Below are 19,876 nucleotides of genomic sequence, written 5' to 3'. Positions count from 1 at the left end.
GCCATAAATTCAGTGCCAGCATCGGGCTGCTGATGTTGGTTTTCAAACGCACCTGTTCATCCGACAGCATCGTTCCGTTAATCCGATACTGCCCTTGTTCGGTACGTAAATTGCCCAGCAATGACACCGGCCAGTTGGCAGCGCGCCAATCCAGAGATCCGGTTAAATTCGGCTGAAGCAAATTCCCCTGAGCGGTCAGCTGAAATGCCGCCTGACCTAGACCAACTTCCGGATTCGCGATCCAGTAGCTGGTGTCAGATAAAAAACCTTCCAGCAACAACTCACCTTGCAAACCGGCACCGCTGCCAGCCACCGTTAAGGACAGACCACGCGGTATTTCAAACAGAGTTTTATCTATCTGCCAATACGAGCGACTGCCCGCAACATCAAGATGGGCATTAAACCGGTGAGGCGACTCCAGCGCGATTTGCCCGGTGGTATCCAATTCAACCTGAAATTCAGGATCACTCAAACTGCCCTGTATGGAAGCCTGTGCGTTCACCAGTCCCTCTAACGTTTCCGGCACCGAGGGGACAAAGCGGCGCAATTGCTCATAGCTCAGCCACTGCATGGCCAGATCACCGGAGATCGACTGCGCATCGCTCTGCAGTTGCGCTGTGAACTCACTGACGCCCCATTGCGCGTCCACAGTATGCTGCAGATTCTGCCGCAAGCGTCCGTTTCCAACCCAATGCACCCGATAATCGTCCTCATAAAGCTCGCCAGTGCTGGTCAGATCACCGTCAATCAGCCAATCCAGCGTTCGATTATCGACTTGCACGTTGCCAACCAATGATCCCTGCCAGCCATTCAACCAGGCAAAAGCCGGTGCTTCCTGCACCGCCAATTGCACCCAGGGAACCAGGTGGCTGGCATTTGGTGTGTCGGTCTCTATCGCCAAGGCAAACTGATTTAGCGACCAGTCATACAAACCTTCAAGCGTCCAGGCACCATTCGCCCATTGACCGTTGGCCGAGCGAATATCCACGTAACGGGTATCGAGATAGCCGAGATCTGCCTCGGCGTCAAAAGCCTGCTGATCCAGTGTACCAGTCAGCCAGACCTGGCCGGATAAATTCGGTTCTGTGATCTTGCCACGCAGAGACATCTGCGCTCCGGCACTGACATCGAAACTATCAGGCAATGCTCGTTGTTTTCCAGTGAACTCGCGAGACAACAGCGGCAATTGACGCATGTGCAAATCGGACAGGCGGACCTGCCCATCCAAGCCCAGGACATATGGCTGCAAAGAACCTTGGTATTGCCACTGCGCACCCAACCACTTAGCATCCAAACGGTCTACAGTCCATTGTTCGCTCGAATCCGGTGTTATCACAACCCCCAACGATAAGGGTTCTGCGAACCAAGTCCCTGTCAGCTGACTGTCGGTTTTAATAGCGGGGCGATTCCAGCGACCGGTGATGTCGGTTCGGCCTGTCCAAAGTCCGTCCATCGACGCCAGAATATCCGGCCAAAACGATAACCATGGCGGCAAGGTAGATAAGGGCCAATCCTGATGTTCAACGCGCAGATTCAACGATTGTTCCGCCCAGGTCACGTCGCCGTTCACCCTGGCCTGACTGCTGCCCAGCTGTAAATTGGTGTCGTTCAAACGGATATGTCGGCTGTCTAATTCGGCGATATTGAGCTGCCCGTTCAACGGCCATTGTTGCCACAACCCCTGTATGGCCAGCTCACCTGAGCTCGACCATTCGGTTCCGGTACCTTCCAAATGCAGGTTGCCATAACCCGAACCTTCAAAAGCAACCGGGAAGCTCACCCCTAAACGTCCGAGAATATCGGTACGCCATTCTGAAATGGCCAGATCAGCCTGCCATTGCTGAGGGTTCAGCCGTAAACTCCCCTCCGCTTGCAAAATCGGGCTGTAAACCACCATATCGGAAATCGACAGCGACCCCTCATACCATTCGACGTCGGCTTTAACACGCACATCATCGGTACGCCACACCCCAGCCCCTAGGGTTTGTAAGCGGATACGCGGTTCAGACACCAAGCCCTGTACCTGCCCGCTCAACGTTGCTTTTCCCTGAAAATCGCGGAGCACGCCAGGAATACGTGCGCGGAAAAACGGATCGGTGTGCACTTCACCGCTCACGGCGAAATCCAGTTCGTCCGTTATCCAATCAACCTGCCCGATCAATTCAAAACGGTTATTGGCTAATGTCAGCAACCCTTCGGTTACGCGCAACGAAGCACGGTCTGCCACACTGACCATATCTAGCCCAAAGGCGTTGTCTTGCCAGACCCCGGCGGCCGAGACATTACCGTCCAGCCGCGGTTTACGCCAGCCACCGAACCATTGCGCCTGCAGACTGGCCCGCCCCTGAAGTTCAGCGAAGCCCAGCAGTTCGGCAAAGGGGTCCAGCACCCAATCATCAATAGTTATGGACAATTGTGATGACTGCGCCTGAATCCAGCCATCCAGACTCGCCGGTTGGTCATTCATGGTGAGTCTTAGTGGTGAAAAATTCAGTGCAACTGCGTCAATGTCATAAATAAACTGACCCTTTGCCTGAAGCATATGGTTTTGCCAAGGCATTGCCCATTGATCCACATCGACAGAGAGATAGCCCGGCCGACTGTAATCGATACGTACATCCCAATTGGCCTCTGCCGGTTGTGGTAGTTGCCACCGCAACCAAGCGGCCCAGTCGGTATCTGGCTCCGTGAAGAGACTGCCCTGCAACCGCAATTGGTCAATGGCCTCGGCTGATAACTGCAGCGCATAACGGTTTTGCGTTGCCTGTTCGGTCAAGCCAACCAGCAAGCGGGCAGGTAACGCACCCCAATTGATGTCTAATTGTGCATCCAACTCACTGCGAAAAGTAGGGTAACGAGGACGCTCGATGTTAACCCGGTCAACGCGCAATCGCTCTACCCGCAACGACGGAATACGTGGCCATAACGCGTACAGCATGGCTACTGCATTACCCGAGCCCGCTTCTGGTTCACCCAAGTCGACGGTAATGGCATCGGCAGTCACCGACGATAGCCACCAGCGATTCTGCAAGGCATAGGTCCATTCCCAACGAACATCCAGCCCCTGCACTTCGACAGAATCAACGCCGGTCGGCGGGCTAAGCGCCAGTCGTCCGATTTGCCATCGCCCTAACGAGGGGGACCGTATGCCCGACACCTCAATCGTCTGCCCAGACCAAACACGCAGTAAGGCCACTCCTTGCTGCAGCAGGTTAATACGACCACCTTCGGTACCCAGTAATATGGACAACGCGATCACCACGACTATCAACAACATCAGGGCGATGCGGAGAACGGAACGCCAGGTTCGTTTGGCAACGCTGCGAATATGGACTGCCATTAAAAGGCCTGCCCTAAACTAACGTAAATAAGAAACTTGCCATCGTCAGGTCTTTTGTCCAGAGGCACTGCGACATCCAAACGGATCGGTGCAAATCGCGTATAGTAGCGTACCCCCAGCCCTATTCCGCTGTACCAGCCGGGCTGCTGTACATCGGATAATTCAGAACCGACTTTGCCAATATCCCAGAAACCCACAACCCCCCAACTGTCGTTCAAGCGTGCACGCAACTCATTTACGGCTAACCAACGTTGAGTACCGCCGATAGGGTCACCGTTTTCATCGACCTGCAACGACTTAATCGATTGGTAAGCGTACCCCCGGAGTGATGTACTGCCACCGGCGCTGTACAATTCCAGATTGGGGATGTCGGTAGAGGAAGAGCCAAGCGTATCGCCATACCAGATAGCGCCCCAACGCAAGCGGGTTGCAAGGGTAATATCATTGTCCGACGTCCAAAAGTTTTGGAAACCGACGGTGGTTTTAATAAAGGGCGTAAAGTTGTCATTAATGTCGAACACGGGTTCTACTTGGAAACGCGCGCGTATGCCGCTGTCCGGATTGAAGGGGTTAAGCACGGTATCGTAACGATACTGTAGTGGCACTCGAATTTGCTGATAGGTATCCCAGCCATCTTCCCCTTGCTCATCGATCTGACTGTAGCCAACACCATACTCAAAGTAATCCTTTTGCGATGCTTTTCGTTCCAAGCTGGCCGTACTGGTGTATTGATAGGATTCCGAATCCAGATTGAACCGCGTCGCGCTGTTGGTCCAACTCAACCTGTTCCGGCGGTCAAAGAAACTGGGCACAACGATTTTGGCTGATGCCGATTGCTGCACCGATTGCACGGAGGCCTGTAGCGACAAACTCTGCGCCCGGCCGAACAAGTCGCGGTGCAACCAGCCGACACTGGCACCGAAACCCAACTCGCTCTCCCAACCGGTACTGGCGGAGATGGTCCGTTTCTGGCGTTTTTCCACAGCAAAGGTTACCGCCACCTGCCCGGTATCATCTCGTTGCACTTCGGGCCGGACCTGTCGAAACAGGCCTGTATCGAACAGGCTGATGACTGCGTTATCGATCATCGAGCGTTTGTAACAATTGCCTTTGCTGATCCCGGTAACGCGGCGCAGAAAATCTTCGTTGATTCCATCGATTCCGGTGAAGCTCACTGACGCAAAACTCGCGGGTTCTAAAACCTGGGTCAGCAACACCACGGTCGCCGTTTCATTGGCTTCATCTAACTTCACTTCATGATTGACTGAGGCACGGTAGTAACAGGCGCGGTCTTCGATGTATTTTTTCAATCGATTTTGCTGAGCCAGAACCAATACAGCGCTGAGTGGATCGCCAACTTTGATACTTTGCCATTCCTCATCAAACGGCTGGAAATTACCCCGGATGCTGATGTCCGCTATTCGATAGCGGCTGCCCAAGCGGATCTGGTATTTGGGTTTATTCTTTTCGTCATCGTAAGCACTTTCAACAACTGCCTTATAGTAACCCCGACTTTTCAACAGTTGCGTGAGCCGATCGGTTTCAGCCCGCAGTTGACGGTCCCGACTGGGTTGAATACCTGTTTGATTTACAGCGGCACGGTAATCCTTGATAGCCCGCACCAGTTCGCCCTGCAATTCGTATTTATAGGGTTTCACCGCAATATCCCAACGACTGGCATTGCGCAATTCATCGGCCTGCCCAAAACCGGCGACCAACAATAACAACCACGCTGATAAAAAAACTCGTTTCATAAAAAAAGACGTTGTCACAAATGACCTGTACTGTACCTGAACACGCGGATAGTCATGCTACACGGCCCTTTGATTTTGTATATGTTTTTCAAGCGAATGACCCTGATTCTTATGCACCTTTAGCAACCATCTATGCCAATTGTTCATTTCACGTGCGAACGCTGCGTCGGTATGATTCCGAAAAATTAACAGTAAAAAGTCAGGAAAATTATGAAGCGTGATAAAAAACGGGTTGAAGGCGAACAATGGAGCGAAGACCAACTGCGAATGTACCTCGATTTTAACACATACGATGGTACAGACAGGGACTTTCATTGCCTTTACCGCGCCTATACGCGGATGAACGAAGCCACCTTTGCGCAATTTGTCGCCCTGCTTCAGGCAGAAGGCCGCAACATTCACGCGACCAACTTAGAGGGTAAAACCTTAGCGGATATTCTGCGTCAACATGAGCAAGCCGAAGACTATTTGGCGGTGTTGACCGCTTGAGCCATACCCTAGGGCAGCTCTGATTAATTCAAATCACCTCAGTCCTATCAGATCGAAGGATGAGTGAGGCGTGTGTTGCAGGGAATGGCGAGTCCTTTTCAAAATACACAACAAAGCTCAGTCATCGATCTGAAGGACCCGGAGGGCGGGGCTGAAATGGCAAATTTCGTTGTTAAGTCCTTTGCCAAGATAATGAATATTGCCTGCAGAACTTGCCTCGAATTTTGCGCATTTCTTCACCCGCTGAGGTAGATAGCAATTATTCAGAGGTGCCCTAGTGTCCTGAGTCAGAAGTTCGCAAGAATTCAGCGTGCCATTCAAGCTTTATAGCTAGGCGTGTCTCGCAGTCAATGGTTATTCCATTGACAAGGGACAGAACGACGATAGAGAGCTTGAATGTCGCGCCCGAAGGGAGCTCATGGAAAACACTATTACGGCGTTGCTCTTCTTGAAAAGATCTCGATATTCTCTACAAAGAGCGACTTGTACTAGCGCTTCCCATGAGCTCTGAAACGATACGAACTTCTGACTCAGGACACTTGTGTTAAAAAAACACGAAAAAGCGGACCGAAGGTCCACTTAGGCCTGTTTCAACTGGGCGGTTGTGTGAAGACTGCGCTCCACCATTCCGGCGACAATATTACTGAAATCCGTCTGGCTCCGCTGCGCTCCCAAAGCCGCACACATTTTTGATCCATCCATCACTACCGGTCGTTGCCACAGATAACGCATTTTAAACACCTCACGCAGCATCGGATTAAAGGGTGCAATCAGTCGGAATACCCACCAGGGAAACGCGCTGGTTTTTACCGTCCATCCATTTGCCGCAAAGGCCTCCTGCCAATCACTCGTGCGCAAAGCAAACCCGGGGTCGTGCCAGACATCAAAGTCAGACTGCGCGTTTTCCACCAGTTTTACCGCATTGGCGCATAAATCAGGCAAGTAAGTCCAATAGTGTACATGCTGATCATCGTGCGGCATGGACAATTTGTACTGACCGTTTTTACCCTTCAGCATATAGTCGAGCCAGCTCATTTGCATTTGCTCACCGAGAAAATCACCGGCCCGAACCAGAGTAACCTTTGCTCCTTGTTGGCTGGCACGGAGCAGTCGCGCCTCCATCTGAATACGAATCTCCCCTTTATCGGTGGGTGCTTGCATGCGGTGCCTCTCGGAAATGGGTTGGTCGGTGGGCGTGAAATTGTAAACATTGCCCGGGAACAAAATGCGTGCACCCTGCTCTTGCGCAACCTGAACGACGGGTTCGAGCATCTGCAGGGCTTCTTCGTGCCAACGATGGTACTGCGGATTCGCGGCGTAAACGATCACGTCGGCGCCTTTCGCGGCCCGCGCAACACTGGCCTTATCCCGTGCGCTGCCGATATGAATCTGATCCGCGGTCAACCATGCCGGTGCCTTGCTGGCATTACGCAGCAGGGCGTTTACCTGCCAACCCTGCGCACGCAACGCGTGTGCCATCTGAAGCCCAAAGTTGCCGCCAATACCGATAACCAATGCTGTTTTCATGTCTGTGCCCTCTTGTCTTGTTTCGTCAGTGAGTTCATTCTACGATTCAATAACAAATAAAGAAGACACATAAAATGCAAATGGATATTCATATATGAATAACTTCGATTGGCAATGGTGGCAGTACTTTCTGACTATCGCGGAGCAGGGCAGCCTCAGCAAAGCGGCGAACTCACTCGAGGTCTCACAACCGACTTTGAGCCGACAATTACTGGCCATGGAAAACGAATTGGGCCAGACGCTGTTTGACCGAAGCACGCAAGGGTTGCGTTTGACCGCCTTTGGTAGCGAGTTGCTGGAGGAATGCGAACGAATGCAACAATCGGCAGAGCGTTTGCAGCGCTTAGCCGAAGGCCAGGCACAAACCTTGTCGGGCCGTGTCCGGCTCAGCGTTAACGAGGTTATTGCCCTTTACTACCTGCCCTCTATCCTGCCGGAATTTATGGACCGCTATCCGCAACTCTCGGTTGAACTTGAGGTAAGCAACAAAGCCTCCAGCCTGGATAAGCGGGATGCCGATGTCGCCATTCGCATGTTCCCACCCACACAATTAGACCTGATTACCCGGCATCTGTTCGACATTCCGTTGGGGTTCTACGCTAGCCAAGACTACCTTGACCGGCACGGAGTCCCGCAAAGCACGGAAGATATGTTCAGCCACCGGCTGCTCGGCTACGACCGCGATAAGCAGTTTGAAAATGGAGGGCAAGCTCTGGGATGGAATATCCGCAACGAGGAATTCATGTTCCGCACCGATTTTATGCCCATGCATTTGGCCACGGCAGTGTCGGGTGGCGGCATTGTCGGCACTCATAAGGCCTTGTGTGAACGCCACGGTCTAATACCAATAGACGTTGGCATTACCTTACCGGCATTACCTATCTTTTTGGTCTGTCACCGTGATGTTCAACACAACAAACGCATCCGCGTGATGATGGATTTTCTGGCGGAACGACTGGAGCATTCGTTAATCGCCCTATAGGATCCAACAGATCCTTGCTTTGCATTCGTCAACGAATACCATGCTGACGAAGCGTCGATCTCACATAAAAAACGACTGCATCAGCCTCCATCTCAGTCAGCTGTCTCTGAGCAGGCATTGGACCAAATGACCAATGGTGCTGCGGGACACCTTCCTGAATGGCTTTCTTAAACTGCCGGTCGCTGTGGTGACGCGGAACGTACAGATTCCAAATGAGTGGCGGTCCTGAGTCTGTACCCTCGAGCTGCGTTCCATGGCACGCAGCGCAGTACGTCAAAAAGACACTGCGCCCCAGTGTGAGCAGCTCATTATCTCGAGTGTTATCGCGTTGCGAGGCAACGGTTTCGCAACCAGATAACACCAAGCTAGTGATCACCCAACCCAGCCACCTCATTGCTCAATCCTCAACAGCCAGATAGGTCACCATACCGGACACCTGATGTTCAATCATGTGACAGTGCAGCAACCATCGCCCAACCGATTCGGCCACAAAGCGTATGGTTTTGGTTTCTCCTGGTGCAACTAATATCGTGTCCTGCCAAATTAAATCATCAGTAAAATCATTCAGCGCCAAAAAATGATGACCGTGCAAATGCATGGCGTGAGCCCAACGGGTGTCATTTACCAGCTCAATCTCAACGCCATCGCCGGGTTTCAGGGTCTCCAATGGCTGCTCCGGCATATTAGCGACTCCGTTAAATGTCCAGGCCTGACGGTTTTGAATAAGTTCGTCAACAGACATTTTTTTACCCTGATAGACAGCCGCTTGGAGGCGCCCCATGGCACCGCCCTCCATATTCAAGCGTACTTTTTTTGTGACCTTAAAATCTCTCTGCGGTAATGGGTTGGAAGGCAGAGGAGACACCTCTGGCAAAGTCGGAATGTTCTCGCGACCTGTTATCTTCCAGTTGGCGGCCAGATAGGGTTGCTTACCGCTGCGTTCAAAAATGGGGAGAAGACCTTGCATATCTGCGGGGATATCCACGACCAGATCATATCGTTCAGCGGGCGCCAGAGTTAAAACCCCTTTGAGCGACACCGGGTTCCGTAATGGTTGCCCATCTTTAGCGATCAACATAACGTTGACATCGGGAAACTCAAAATTAAGGATACGGCTGTTGGCAGTATTTAAAACTCGCAATCGTATTCGCTGGCCAGCAATAACCTCAAACTCCGGCAGGTTCTGCCGATTCACGGTTAGGAAATTGCCCATTCGGCCTGCGTGGGCCCATGCGTGAACGTCCTCAAATGAAGCCGTATCAATCTGTCTATCCCGGCCCAACAACCAATCATCTGCGACAAACAAGAGGTCTTGATCAACGGGGTAAGGTTTGGCTTCGGCAACCACCACAGGCGTATACAACCCAAGGGCGAGTTGTCTGTAAGTGTTGTGATGCGCGTGAGCCCAATAGGTCCCTGCATCGTTGGGCGTCAACCTGTATACAAAAGACTCGCCGGGTTCGACAGGCTCTTGCGTCAACCCGGTTACGCCATCCATCGCGTTGTCGACGCGCATACCATGCCAATGAACGCTGGTGCTTTCTTCGAGTTTATTATGCAAGGTAATGGCAACGGGTTGATATTGCTGCAAACGGATGACGTTTTGCGAATAGCCCCAGATTTTTGTTTTGTCACCATCTGGCAACCAAAGCTGCTGCTGCGGTTCTGCATTCAGAACTAACTTATCTACCTGCACTGCTGCCCACGACTGGGTCAGCGGGTGTCCAAAAAAAGCAGCAGCTCCTGTGGCTTTTATTAAAGTGCGTCTGTTTATATTCATATTCTCGTTTTACCTTGGTAATCAATATCGTGTCCGTCCAGAAGCACCGCAACACTATGTTTGGCGGTATACCCCTGACCATGAATCTTCACTTTACTTCGATGCCTGACTATTTTGTGTATCCAGAATAGCCTGCTTTAACTCGCCTTTGGTCAGTAACTCGGGCAGCAGAATGCCATTGCTGGCATTCGCTCCCAGAACTAAATTAAACGGTATGGCAGAGCGCTGATAGGTTGCCAACAGGGCTTCAATTTTCGAATCTGGCTTGGTCCAGTCCGCTTGCATTAACACGACGTTATGGCGTTGATAAAATTCAAACATCTCATCGGTTTCCAATACAGACAGTTCGTTGTATTTACAGGTTAAGCACCATTGTGCGGTGACGTCGATTAAAACCGTGCGCTTCATGTCGAGATGTTCAACCACACGGGCCTGGTCGTAAACCTGCCACAGATCACCGGGCGTAGATCTCAATGAAGGGCGGCTGGTCCCGAATACCACCATGCCAAGTAACACGGCTGTGACCAGAAATGAGATACCCCATGATTGTCGCTGTTTACCCGCAAACTGAAGCAAAGCAAGCCAGCCGAGTAAAAGCGAAGACGCAATCACAACACCGACGATTTGAATATGCTGGCCGATCAACAACAGTAACCATATCATCGTAACGGCCAGTGCTGCCGCCAACACTTTTTTCACGGTATTCATCCAACGACCCGGTTTTGGTAACGCACGAATAGCTTGCGGGAAAGTAAAAAGCACAAGATACGGGCTGGCCAATCCCAGCCCCATTGCAGTGAACACTAACAACAGGGTCCCCGGGCTCTGTGTAAACGCAAATGCAATGGCGGTCCCCAGGAAAGGGGCTGAACAGGGCGTCGCCATCAATGTTGCCGTCCCCCCCTGCAAAAAGCTTTTGACGTAACCATGACGGTCATGACCGATTTTGAAAAGCTTACCCTGCCAGATTTGAGGCAACTGAATCTCGAAATACCCTAGAAGGTTGGCTAGAAATATCAGCATGATTAACAACAGGACCAACAAGAACCACGGGCTCTGAAACTGAATACCCCAACCGACATAGGCTCCGGTCATCTGCAGGCCAATCAGGACCAGCGCGATAATCCAAAAGAATGTCAAAATCCCCATACCTGTCACAAACGCATGTGCTCGAACCTGTTCCGGTCGGTCGCCTTGCCAATGTATCCAGCTCATGAGCTTTACGGACAATACCGGCAACACACAGGGCATGGCATTGAGAATGAAACCACCAATAAAGGCAAACAACACGATGATCCACAACGTCTCTGTTTCCGATGTCGTTGTCGTTACCTGTGACACCGGGCGCGCGCTCGACAGAATCTGGGTTTGAGAACTGAATGCTTGCAAAGAGTCTTTGTAGGTAAAAACCAACATGTCGGTTTCATCGGGCATCGGTTTGTCCGCAGGCCGATTCCACCAAGCTCGAACAATCCCACCTTCTTGCTTGATGATCGGCGCGGACCATTCGTATACATACAGATTTTCGACAAAGAGTTGGGGGTTAACACCGGGCTGCAACATGCTGAACTCAAGGTAGAGACCCTGGTCGTCGCGTGACGCCACGGCGTTTGGAAGTTCTGTCTGTCGCGGAACCTGACTTAAATACTCATTGATTAAAGGTGTAACCGACCAGTCGATAATATCATCAGCGGCACCTTTGAATTCCAGATAAAGGTCCATCGACAATGGCAAACAGATATTATCGCATGCGTATACGGACACACGGGCTGACAGCGTGTCGTTTTTGTTGGGTTTGATTTTTTCCACGGTAAAAGGCAGTACAACATAACTATCGTAGCCGTAGGACTGAAACCCTAACAAGGTGTAGGTATCCGGTGCGGGAAGTTGCCAGGTCACATCATCAGCCAGCCAGTCGTCTGACGGAATTAGTTTTGGTGCAGCACCAGCTGCGCCTGGTACTCGCCAGTAGGTTTTCCAACCTTTCTCAAGCTTCAACTCCAACGCGAGAGGAATACGGTCTAAACTGTCGATAGACTGTACCGTACTTATCAGGCGCGCCGTGACCGGTCCATCTGACTGCCAGGGACCTACCGCTGCGTATCCAATCTGCAGGAGCATGAAATACCCAATGAACAGGAATCTGCGAAACACCGTTTAATCCTCCAATCATTCAAAGCAATACACCAAATGGCGCAGAAGAATAATCAGACGGCAATCGGAGGTGGCGTGTTCAAGACCATATAACCGGAGTTTAAAGAAGGATGAATGCTTGGGTAACGTTGCTGCATAACGGTGTGAACGGGCAACACCTCTGTCGAGAATATCACTGCCAGAAACGCCCCACTGGCACAGTGAAATACAGAAGACGGGCAATCCGTGTTTGTGCTGCACCTAAGGGTGTTGTGTTCTGCCGAAGCACTTGTGTGCTCTTGGCTCATAGACATAGAATCGTCATTACAATCATGACCCACAATGGGCACTACCAGCGCAGGCGCCGATACCCCAATGACCAAAATCAATAAGATGTGGATGATGGATCGCATGTTTGTAACCAGTCGTGTTTCATACAAATGGTAGCGTATGCCTCCTTTCGGGTAAAAACTATTTTGGCCGTTTTAAGTGTTAAGGCAACTCTGATTAATTCAAATCACCTCAGTCCTTCCAGATCGAAGAATGAGCGAGGCGTGTGTTGCAGGGAATGGCGAGTCCTTTTCAAAACACACAACAATGCTCAGTCGTCGATCTGAAAGACCCGGAGGGCGGGGCTGAAATGGCAAATTTCGTTGTTAAGTCCTTTGCCAAGATAATGAATATTGCCTGCAGAACTTGCCTAGAACTTTGCGCATTTCTTCACCCGCTGAGGTAGATAGCAATTATTCAGAGTTGCCTTAAATTGGTAAAGATCAACCACACCAACGCTTCAGCATTCGACTCAACCATAGCCGTAGTTAAAAAATGAAAATAAGGCAGTTCCAGGAACTGCCCCATGACTCGCATTGATCGTCGTCGACGTTCAACAGTGAAGACCAACACCGAATTGGTCACGCTTCTATTCTAAGGTTTTCAACATTTGTGTCATTTCCGCTTCGCTGATCTCCCCTTTAGCGTATCGCTGCCGAACAATCTGAACTGCGTCGTCTGAGATCACGGAGGGCGGCTTGACCCGCCGAAACCCATTTATTGCCCAGACAGTGATTGCAGTCAGTGTCAGCCAAAACAACCCCATTACGAAGAACATACCCACCCCAAAACCAGAATGCATGGCGTACACCCCGTGGCTCATCGATCCCCAGTCCGCGAAAGTAAAAGAACCGATCAACAGAGACAGAAACAGCCATAGTCTTTTCATCGCACACCTCTCGTATTAATGACAGGGACCGTTCAGTGTTTCAAAGCTGGCTAATTGCTCTTCACTCAAGCTGTCGGTAAATTGTTGATATAAATCGTGATGGTCTGACATCAATTGAAAGTTTTGAGTCATCAACGACATCATCTGCTGATGCGAGACTTGCTCATCTTCGCTCTGCAACTGAGACTGCATGATGCCCTGCATAACAACATGAGAGGCTTCCAATTGCGATAAAATCGCTACCTGTTCGTTATTCAGATTCAATGTCAATGTCTGTTGATTCAGATCAAACATTGGGTGATTGAAATCCACTCCGTGCATCGCGCTACTACCAAACATCATACCGTGACCTGACTGACCACTGTGCATCATGCTCGATTCAAACATGCCACTATGCATCGTCTGGTGCATAGGATAATGGCCGTCCAAACCTGACGTTGTCAGGTTATGTGCCATGGTGAACGATCCAATCGCAGCGGATGCAATTAACACACCCCAAGTCAGCATAATAATAGGTTTCATAGCTAAGTCCTCTTATTGGTTTCCATGCTGGTAGTGTATCCCCAGCTAGATTGACAGATCTTTGCTGGAACATTAACGATTGTTCATCTTCAAGCAGAGCGTAATTGTTTATACTCAAAGCCTGCGTCATACATTGGAGTTCCTGTGAAAATACTTGTCGTTGAAGATGACCCTACACTGGCAGCGTTCATCTGTAAGGGAATGCAGGAAGCCGGCTATACCGTGGATCAGGTACAAGATGGCAAAGAAGCGTTGATGATCAGCGCGACAGAAAACTACGACCTGCTCATTCTTGACCGGATGTTGCCCAATGTTGACGGTTTAACAATTTTGCGCACCTTACGCGCGTCGAATAATGTCACGCCAGTGTTAGTTCTCAGTGCCTTGTCGGAAGTCGACCAGCGAGTGGAAGGTCTCACAGCTGGAGCCGATGATTACCTGACCAAACCCTTCTCTTTTAAAGAACTGCTGGCCCGAACTCAGGCGCTGTTGAGACGTCCAAAGTTTTCGCAGAATGCGTCAACAATCCTGGAATGCGCGCAAGTCAAGATTGATCTTAGTAAACAAAAAGTCTGGGTAGATGGAGAGGAGATTAGTTTTCAACCCCGCGAGTTTCGGTTGTTGGAGTATTTAATGCGTCATGAAGGGCAACTCGTCTCTCGCACCATGCTCCTGGAAAGCGTTTGGGATTATCATTTTGATCCTCAAACAAATATCGTGGATGTACACATTAGCCGGCTTCGGCAAAAACTGGATAAAGGGCGTTCAGTCAGTTTAATCAAAACCATCAGAGGGGCGGGCTATGTCTTTGAAGCTCAGATTTCAACTGCTTAAGAGTTCCAGTTTCCGATTTGCACTGCTAACAGGGTTCACAATATGGCTTGCCACGGCAGTCGTGTTGCTGGCGGTGTACTTTAAGCTTGAAAACACTATCTGGCACAATATTGATCGTGAACTGGATCATCAAACGAACTCACTGCTAGCCCGCGCCGCCGAAAATCCAAATATTGACGCAGACGAATTAGTCGCTGCATTCAATTTAATGGCCAATACCAACGCAACAGCACATTCCAGCACAATGATGGCGATGCACAATACGCCTGAAATGCTTGCTATGCATTCGACCATGGGTATCGCAACGCCACCTAGCCATTTCATGAACGAAGGCCAGACCCTCACAGGCGACAGCGGAAATCTTCAGTTTTCGAGGCAGGTTACTTTACCTAATGGTCAAATCATTACCCTGTCGCAAAACATCGAATATCTGGCGGATCTGCAAACCAGCCTGTGGCAGAGTTTGGCGTTTGGACTGAGTATCACATTACTCATAGCACTGATCGCGGCAATCGTGTTAACGCAACACAGTTTGCGCCGAATTCATCAGATTAACCATTCATGTCAAACCATTATCGCCGGTAGTTTTTCGCACCGTATCCCTTACGCAAACAGCGAAGGTCGATACGATGATTATGATCAAATGGCATTTAATATTAATCGTATGCTTGATGAGATTAACCAACTGTTGACCAAAGTACGTCAAGTATCGGACAACATAGCACACGATCTGAAATCACCATTGGCCAGGTTGCGCGCCCAATTGGAGTCTGCCTATGCTGAAACGCCTTCACAGGCGATTGATAGTGGTATTCAGGAAGTAGACAGACTGCTCGACATGATCAAAAGCCTGCTCGGTATTGGCCATATTGAGAATCGTAACAAAAAAACCTTTGAACAGGTCGATATGCGGGCACTATTGCAAGATATTAAGGAAATGTACCTGCCCGTTTTCGAAGACAAACACATCCGCTTTCAATGTCACTCGACAAACGCAACACTGTTCGCGGATAGACACTTGATCATTCAGGCTCTGGCCAATTTGCTCGACAATGCCTTGAAATTTACCCCAAGCGGAGGAACTGTCCGTTTGCATTCCACATTCGATAAAGAGGTCGGCTTAACTCTGGTTATTCATGACAGCGGTAACGGCATACCCGAAAAGTCGTTAAAGAAAGTTTTTGAGCGCTTCCACCGTGAGGACAATGCTCGTGATGCCTCGGGCTTTGGTCTTGGACTCAGCTTAGTAGAAGCTATTGTTAAGCTTCACGGAGGCAAGATTACATTACACAATGATCAAGGTCTGGTAGCCACAATTTTATTTCCGGTCGAACGAATTACTGCCACTTGATCACCGTTTACTGGGTACCGCAGGTGCTTTATTGCAGCAATGATCTGTTTTGGAACGAGCGTTGATTCGAGCATTTTCGTCGACAAAACGATACCAGCGTGCGCGGATTTGATTCAGGAGTGACGATTCGGACAGTAAGTTAAGGCGCTTTAACCCAACTTCGATTTGAGACCAATGCAACTCCGCAGCACAATACTTCACTCGAAGAGAAGCGTGGCTTTTGCGAAAGCAATCAATCGGCAAACTGTGTAGAAATTCAGAAAGCTGAACGACTTGTTCTGGGCTCAAGCCTTGTTTCAGTCGCACGTGCCGGGTTACGGTGAAAGCGTCACGATTCATAAAAAGGTGCCTTGTGATTCATCGATGACGGTCACGCTCAACGCCATGATAAGCGACGCCTTTGGTTACACAATTGAACCACGAATGATGACGAATTTGGTCGCAGGAGCAATGCATTGAAGTGTAAATGCACAGGCAATTAACAGGTATTTTTGCGTAAAATACGCGCACCGCCACCCGCTATGAGTATTAAAGTGAAAACGACATTAACGACCCTCTGCCTACTTCTACCTACACTGAGTCTGGCGGACAGCATCCTGTCACTAGACTGGTCCGCCAATGACGATACCCTGATCGCATTGACGGCGAGTGACATCATCGTAAAAACCGGGGATCAGGTAACGCACATCTCTGGACCGAACTCGTCAATGAACGATGGTTCGCTTTACGCTAACAACACTCGTTTCTTGGTTGCCACGGCCGATGGCACTTTTACTGCAGATCGTACACTTAAGAGCTGGCAATCATTTAACGAGGGTTTAGAATCCACCAGCATTGATTTTGTGTTCACCAATGTTGAGCTGCAGAATGTCCTGTACGCAGCGACCCAAGACACCATTTACAAATACACACCTGAAGATACAAGCTGGGTAAATATGGACATCGGTCCCGGTGGTAAGATCACCGACTATTTGCACAGCAATATGCCAGACAGTATGGAAACCGGCTGGATATTCGCGGCAACAACATCCGGTGTTGCGTTCACCGCCGACTGTTTCTGTTTTTGGCGAGATGTTCCCAAGTTTGATTACGCAGTAACAGCACTAACTTACCAGCCTGAAAACCCGTCCTGGTATTATGCTGCAACGGATCAGGGACTCATGGAAACCAAAGACGGGGCTCGTACCTGGCAGAAGCTCACCGATTTACCCGTATCTGACACCAGCGCGTTAGTCACCGCAGGAAACGACATTCTGTATCTCGGCACGCAATCAGGTAACGTTTGGCAGTTGGATCGACAGAGCAATAACTGGAAGAAGGTTTACTGATGACGCAATTGCCATTCAAATTGTTTCTTTTAGTGTCGCTTACAGGCTCCAATGTCGTGGCGAGTGCCGAAGAGACAGCAGGCGCCGATCTATACCAAACCTACTGTGCGGCATGTCATGGCGTAAATGGGGAAGGCGATACTCGCTGGCCGGGGTTAAACGAAACCGGCGATATGACAGCGCCACCGCACAATGACAAAGGACATACCTGGCGACACTCGACGGAGGAGCTGATTGGAATGACCTTAAATGGGCATCGGGATCCGTACAATCAATCCGATGCGCTGACAATGCCAGCGTTTAACGGGATATTAAGTCGCGAGCAGGTTGCTGACATTCTTAACCATGTAAAACAGTGGTGGACCCCCAAGCAACTGGACGCACAAAGCCGAAAAGACGACTAAACCTATTCGGCATGTCATAGCTGAACGACCTGTTAGCTTTTTAACACCAGTTTGCGCACGACTCGCGCTTTAGACTTAAAGGTCTCAAGATCGATCATCGAAGTGAGTACGTGGTCTTTCTTAACTAAATGATGGTAGAGCGCGGCCAAGCCGTGCGATGCCACGAGCACAATAGCGAGCAGTGTCGCCAGTTCATGGAGACGACGGATTCGATCGTAAAGGACACTATCTGCCGCGAACTGAGAAATATCGAAAACACCAAATACCAACGTTGGCATATCGGAATAGTACGCGGTGATTAAACCCGTGACCGGGATAAATACCGCCAGTGAATAAAGCGTTAATTGAACCCCGGTCGCCATCCATTTCTTTACTGACGACAATGCCACGGATGGACGCGGATCCTGGCGAATAAAACGTTTCACCAGTAAAAAAATTGCGGCCAATAAAACCACTGACCCGATACTGGAATGATATCCTAGCCCGGATATCCGGTAGCTGTCGGTCAACTGAAAATTAAACTGCTGCCCCGCCATTAGCAACAGGATGCAGCCTATCGCCATGGTCCAATGCAATATCCGGTAATGGGCTGTATAACCTTTCTGGTTTTTTATTTGATATTTCGATTTCAATGACATAAGACGACTACCGGTTACGGAACACCGCCATTATCAGCGACTGACTTCTGACTGAATTGACGGTGATCAGATTCCGGTGTCAGTTTTATGTCGGGATATTTGCTCGCGAACCATATCGTTGTTAACAACGTTCGCATTTCTTAACCGAATAGGAACCTTTGTTTATTTTCCTGCTTATACGGTTTAACGGAAGGTAGATGCAAGCAGCAAAACAACCGCAATTTTCGGTTGGGAGCCTCTTAAAAATAAGCCTGGTATGCTAGGGCAACGCTGATTCATTCAGTTCCAGATCGAAGGATGAGCGAGACGTGTTTTGCAAGGAATAGCGAGTTTTTTGCAAAACACACAACATTGCTCAGTCATCGATCTGAAGGACCCGGAGGGCGGGTCTGAAATGGCAAATTTCGTTGTTAAGTCCTTTGCCAAGATAATGAATATTGCCTGCAGAACTTGCCTCGAATTTTGCGCATTTCTTCACCCGCTGAAGTAGATAGCAATTATTCAGAGGTGCCCTAGATTGGATACCGACTCCTGCTTCGCATTAGCGGTAAAGGTTCACCAGCCTTTTATCGGCTGGCGACCTCTACAGGCTATTAATGTGAGCTCACAATGGAATCGGCTTATGTTGGCTTCTTAATCATGACAATACCCATCCAGATAAACCACAAGATCCCCGTCACACCAAACAGCTCTCGCAACAGCGATTCGGCCGAAAAAAGCGTTGCGACCCCAATCGCACCTTTTACCAACGTGAACACCGCTAATGATCTGGAGTGCAACTTATGGCGCCAGCTGACAAGACCTAACAGTAAAAACCAAACACCACCAATAAACTCAATGCCGCCACCAAGACTTTCTGTCAAGAGGATTCGGGTATAGTAAATTACGTCAGCAGCCTCTGGATTAGAGACACTGTAGAGCGCCAGTAGCTCATGCGAACTAACACCGATCATGCCAGTACTGAGCAACACCACTACCCAGAAATATCCAAACAGGCTGGCCATTGCCATAGCCGTCGGCGATTCCTGGCAATAAAGCCGGCCAATCACATAAACGCAAAAACACAGTAAGCAAGCAAAGACAACGTAACCCAAAACATAGGTAAAGTTATAAAGCGTCTTGTTTTCTATGAGGTAAGCAATCTTCGCGGCCGTTCCACCCTCGGGAGGACTCAACATCGCTCCGTAGATAACGAATAGAGAAATGTAGCAGAGGGCCATGCCGAGAAAGGCTGCGCCAGCCATCTGTTTCAACGGGATTTGACCCTTGTTCGTGTCATTGATCAATGTGTCCATGTGTTTTCCTGAGGTTTCATCATTAGGTGATAGAGCCATTTTCCGGTGTTTCAGCTCTGTCTTCGTCCTTTCCGAGTGAGAAGGACAGCCTTTTTTACGTTTCGGACCCGTCATCGGCAAAATTGGGAGGGGTTCATTGAGCGAAGAGGCTCAAAAACCACTGATACTGGCTAACACCACTCCTAGATCAGCAGCAAGATGACAACTACACGCCGCGACTGTTCAGAATAGGCAAGGATCTCTGTAGTTGAGTGAGTCGTTTTTTGAAGGGAAGAAGCAT

Annotated in this window: 17 protein-coding genes; 6 read left to right on the top strand and 11 right to left on the bottom strand. The window is 49.8% G+C overall.

The features are described 5' to 3' along the window. Nucleotides 1-3,339: 3,339 nt before the first annotated feature. A complete protein-coding gene (locus tag IYN85_RS18680; RefSeq protein WP_196160449.1) occupies nucleotides 3,340-5,094 on the bottom strand; it encodes an autotransporter assembly complex family protein in 1,755 nt (584 codons plus the stop codon). Between the two features lie 210 nt (nucleotides 5,095-5,304). On the opposite strand from IYN85_RS18680, the gene IYN85_RS18675 reads away from it, so the two are divergent. Then, entirely contained in the window at nucleotides 5,305-5,583 is a 279-nt protein-coding gene (locus IYN85_RS18675; protein WP_196160448.1) for a PA4642 family protein, read from the top strand. Nucleotides 5,584-6,162: 579 nt separating this feature from the next. On the opposite strand, the gene IYN85_RS18670 is transcribed toward IYN85_RS18675, so the two are convergent. Continuing rightward, nucleotides 6,163-7,110 carry an NAD(P)H-binding protein gene (locus IYN85_RS18670; protein WP_196160447.1) on the bottom strand — a complete coding sequence of 316 codons (948 nt, stop codon included), beginning with the start codon at nucleotides 7,108-7,110 and terminating at the stop codon, nucleotides 6,163-6,165. 94 nt (nucleotides 7,111-7,204) lie between these two features. Here IYN85_RS18670 and IYN85_RS18665 point away from each other — a divergent pair, with 94 nt between their 5' ends. Continuing rightward, nucleotides 7,205-8,092: a LysR family transcriptional regulator gene (locus IYN85_RS18665; protein ID WP_196160446.1), complete on the top strand. Its 888-nt coding sequence runs from the start codon at nucleotides 7,205-7,207 to the stop codon at nucleotides 8,090-8,092. A gap of 28 nt (nucleotides 8,093-8,120) precedes the next feature. Here the strand turns inward: IYN85_RS18665 and IYN85_RS18660 are convergent, their stop codons facing one another. From IYN85_RS18660 to IYN85_RS18635, 6 genes are all read right to left on the bottom strand, one after another. Continuing rightward, nucleotides 8,121-8,486, bottom strand: a complete 366-nt coding sequence (locus IYN85_RS18660) for a cytochrome c (RefSeq protein WP_196160445.1) — start codon at nucleotides 8,484-8,486, stop codon at nucleotides 8,121-8,123. Between the two features lie 3 nt (nucleotides 8,487-8,489). Then, nucleotides 8,490-9,872 carry a multicopper oxidase family protein gene (locus IYN85_RS18655; protein ID WP_196160444.1) on the bottom strand — a complete coding sequence of 461 codons (1,383 nt, stop codon included), beginning with the start codon at nucleotides 9,870-9,872 and terminating at the stop codon, nucleotides 8,490-8,492. Nucleotides 9,873-9,965: 93 nt separating this feature from the next. Then, on the bottom strand, nucleotides 9,966-12,026 hold the full coding sequence (locus IYN85_RS18650) for a protein-disulfide reductase DsbD domain-containing protein (protein WP_196160443.1): 2,061 nt from the start codon (nucleotides 12,024-12,026) through the stop codon (nucleotides 9,966-9,968). A 53-nt stretch (nucleotides 12,027-12,079) separates the two neighbouring features. Continuing rightward, nucleotides 12,080-12,418: a hypothetical protein gene (locus IYN85_RS18645; RefSeq protein ID WP_196160442.1), complete on the bottom strand. Its 339-nt coding sequence runs from the start codon at nucleotides 12,416-12,418 to the stop codon at nucleotides 12,080-12,082. Nucleotides 12,419-12,924: 506 nt separating this feature from the next. Next, complete coding sequence (locus IYN85_RS18640) at nucleotides 12,925-13,224, bottom strand: SHOCT domain-containing protein (protein ID WP_196160441.1); 300 nt, start codon at nucleotides 13,222-13,224, stop codon at nucleotides 12,925-12,927. Nucleotides 13,225-13,239: 15 nt separating this feature from the next. Continuing rightward, nucleotides 13,240-13,746: a hypothetical protein gene (locus IYN85_RS18635; protein ID WP_196160440.1), complete on the bottom strand. Its 507-nt coding sequence runs from the start codon at nucleotides 13,744-13,746 to the stop codon at nucleotides 13,240-13,242. Between the two features lie 144 nt (nucleotides 13,747-13,890). On the opposite strand from IYN85_RS18635, the gene IYN85_RS18630 reads away from it, so the two are divergent. Further along, on the top strand, nucleotides 13,891-14,580 hold the full coding sequence (locus tag IYN85_RS18630) for a response regulator transcription factor (RefSeq protein ID WP_196160439.1): 690 nt from the start codon (nucleotides 13,891-13,893) through the stop codon (nucleotides 14,578-14,580). Further along, entirely contained in the window at nucleotides 14,549-15,931 is a 1,383-nt protein-coding gene (locus tag IYN85_RS18625) for a HAMP domain-containing sensor histidine kinase (protein ID WP_196160438.1), read from the top strand. Before IYN85_RS18630 ends, IYN85_RS18625 begins: the two co-directional genes overlap by 32 nt. Here IYN85_RS18625 and IYN85_RS18620 read toward each other — a convergent pair whose 3' ends face one another. Next, the gene (locus IYN85_RS18620; RefSeq protein ID WP_196160437.1) at nucleotides 15,932-16,270 is read right to left on the bottom strand and encodes a hypothetical protein; all 339 of its coding nucleotides are present in this window, start codon (nucleotides 16,268-16,270) and stop codon (nucleotides 15,932-15,934) included. A gap of 194 nt (nucleotides 16,271-16,464) precedes the next feature. Here IYN85_RS18620 and IYN85_RS18615 point away from each other — a divergent pair, with 194 nt between their 5' ends. Further along, nucleotides 16,465-17,259: a hypothetical protein gene (locus IYN85_RS18615; protein WP_196160436.1), complete on the top strand. Its 795-nt coding sequence runs from the start codon at nucleotides 16,465-16,467 to the stop codon at nucleotides 17,257-17,259. Beyond that, entirely contained in the window at nucleotides 17,259-17,663 is a 405-nt protein-coding gene (locus tag IYN85_RS18610; protein ID WP_196160435.1) for a cytochrome c, read from the top strand. Before IYN85_RS18615 ends, IYN85_RS18610 begins: the two co-directional genes overlap by 1 nt. Nucleotides 17,664-17,695: 32 nt before the next feature. On the opposite strand, the gene IYN85_RS18605 is transcribed toward IYN85_RS18610, so the two are convergent. Beyond that, nucleotides 17,696-18,301, bottom strand: coding sequence for a cytochrome b (locus tag IYN85_RS18605; protein WP_196160434.1), 606 nt, complete (start codon nucleotides 18,299-18,301; stop codon nucleotides 17,696-17,698). Nucleotides 18,302-18,921: 620 nt separating this feature from the next. Then, a complete protein-coding gene (locus tag IYN85_RS18600) occupies nucleotides 18,922-19,596 on the bottom strand; it encodes a DUF4386 family protein (RefSeq protein ID WP_196160433.1) in 675 nt (224 codons plus the stop codon). Nucleotides 19,597-19,876 lie beyond the last annotated feature (280 nt).

It is taken from the genome of Reinekea sp. G2M2-21 (assembly GCF_015687175.1).
Taxonomy (GTDB): domain Bacteria; phylum Pseudomonadota; class Gammaproteobacteria; order Pseudomonadales; family Natronospirillaceae; genus Reinekea.
This window is presented reverse-complemented; position numbering and strand designations above follow the sequence as displayed.

What these genes read in the sequence shown, in the direction of transcription:
- IYN85_RS18680 (WP_196160449.1), bottom strand. Translation starts at nt 5,094, where the DNA reads ATGAAACGAGTTTTTTTATCAGCGTGGTTGTTATTGTTGGTCGCCGGT.
- IYN85_RS18675 (WP_196160448.1), top strand. Translation starts at nt 5,305, where the DNA reads ATGAAGCGTGATAAAAAACGGGTTGAAGGCGAACAATGGAGCGAAGAC.
- IYN85_RS18670 (WP_196160447.1), bottom strand. Translation starts at nt 7,110, where the DNA reads ATGAAAACAGCATTGGTTATCGGTATTGGCGGCAACTTTGGGCTTCAG.
- IYN85_RS18665 (WP_196160446.1), top strand. Translation starts at nt 7,205, where the DNA reads ATGAATAACTTCGATTGGCAATGGTGGCAGTACTTTCTGACTATCGCG.
- IYN85_RS18660 (WP_196160445.1), bottom strand. Translation starts at nt 8,486, where the DNA reads ATGAGGTGGCTGGGTTGGGTGATCACTAGCTTGGTGTTATCTGGTTGC.
- IYN85_RS18655 (WP_196160444.1), bottom strand. Translation starts at nt 9,872, where the DNA reads ATGAATATAAACAGACGCACTTTAATAAAAGCCACAGGAGCTGCTGCT.
- IYN85_RS18645 (WP_196160442.1), bottom strand. Translation starts at nt 12,418, where the DNA reads ATGCGATCCATCATCCACATCTTATTGATTTTGGTCATTGGGGTATCG.
- IYN85_RS18640 (WP_196160441.1), bottom strand. Translation starts at nt 13,224, where the DNA reads ATGAAAAGACTATGGCTGTTTCTGTCTCTGTTGATCGGTTCTTTTACT.
- IYN85_RS18635 (WP_196160440.1), bottom strand. Translation starts at nt 13,746, where the DNA reads ATGAAACCTATTATTATGCTGACTTGGGGTGTGTTAATTGCATCCGCT.
- IYN85_RS18625 (WP_196160438.1), top strand. Translation starts at nt 14,549, where the DNA reads ATGTCTTTGAAGCTCAGATTTCAACTGCTTAAGAGTTCCAGTTTCCGA.
- IYN85_RS18620 (WP_196160437.1), bottom strand. Translation starts at nt 16,270, where the DNA reads ATGAATCGTGACGCTTTCACCGTAACCCGGCACGTGCGACTGAAACAA.
- IYN85_RS18610 (WP_196160435.1), top strand. Translation starts at nt 17,259, where the DNA reads ATGACGCAATTGCCATTCAAATTGTTTCTTTTAGTGTCGCTTACAGGC.
- IYN85_RS18605 (WP_196160434.1), bottom strand. Translation starts at nt 18,301, where the DNA reads ATGTCATTGAAATCGAAATATCAAATAAAAAACCAGAAAGGTTATACA.
- IYN85_RS18600 (WP_196160433.1), bottom strand. Translation starts at nt 19,596, where the DNA reads ATGGACACATTGATCAATGACACGAACAAGGGTCAAATCCCGTTGAAA.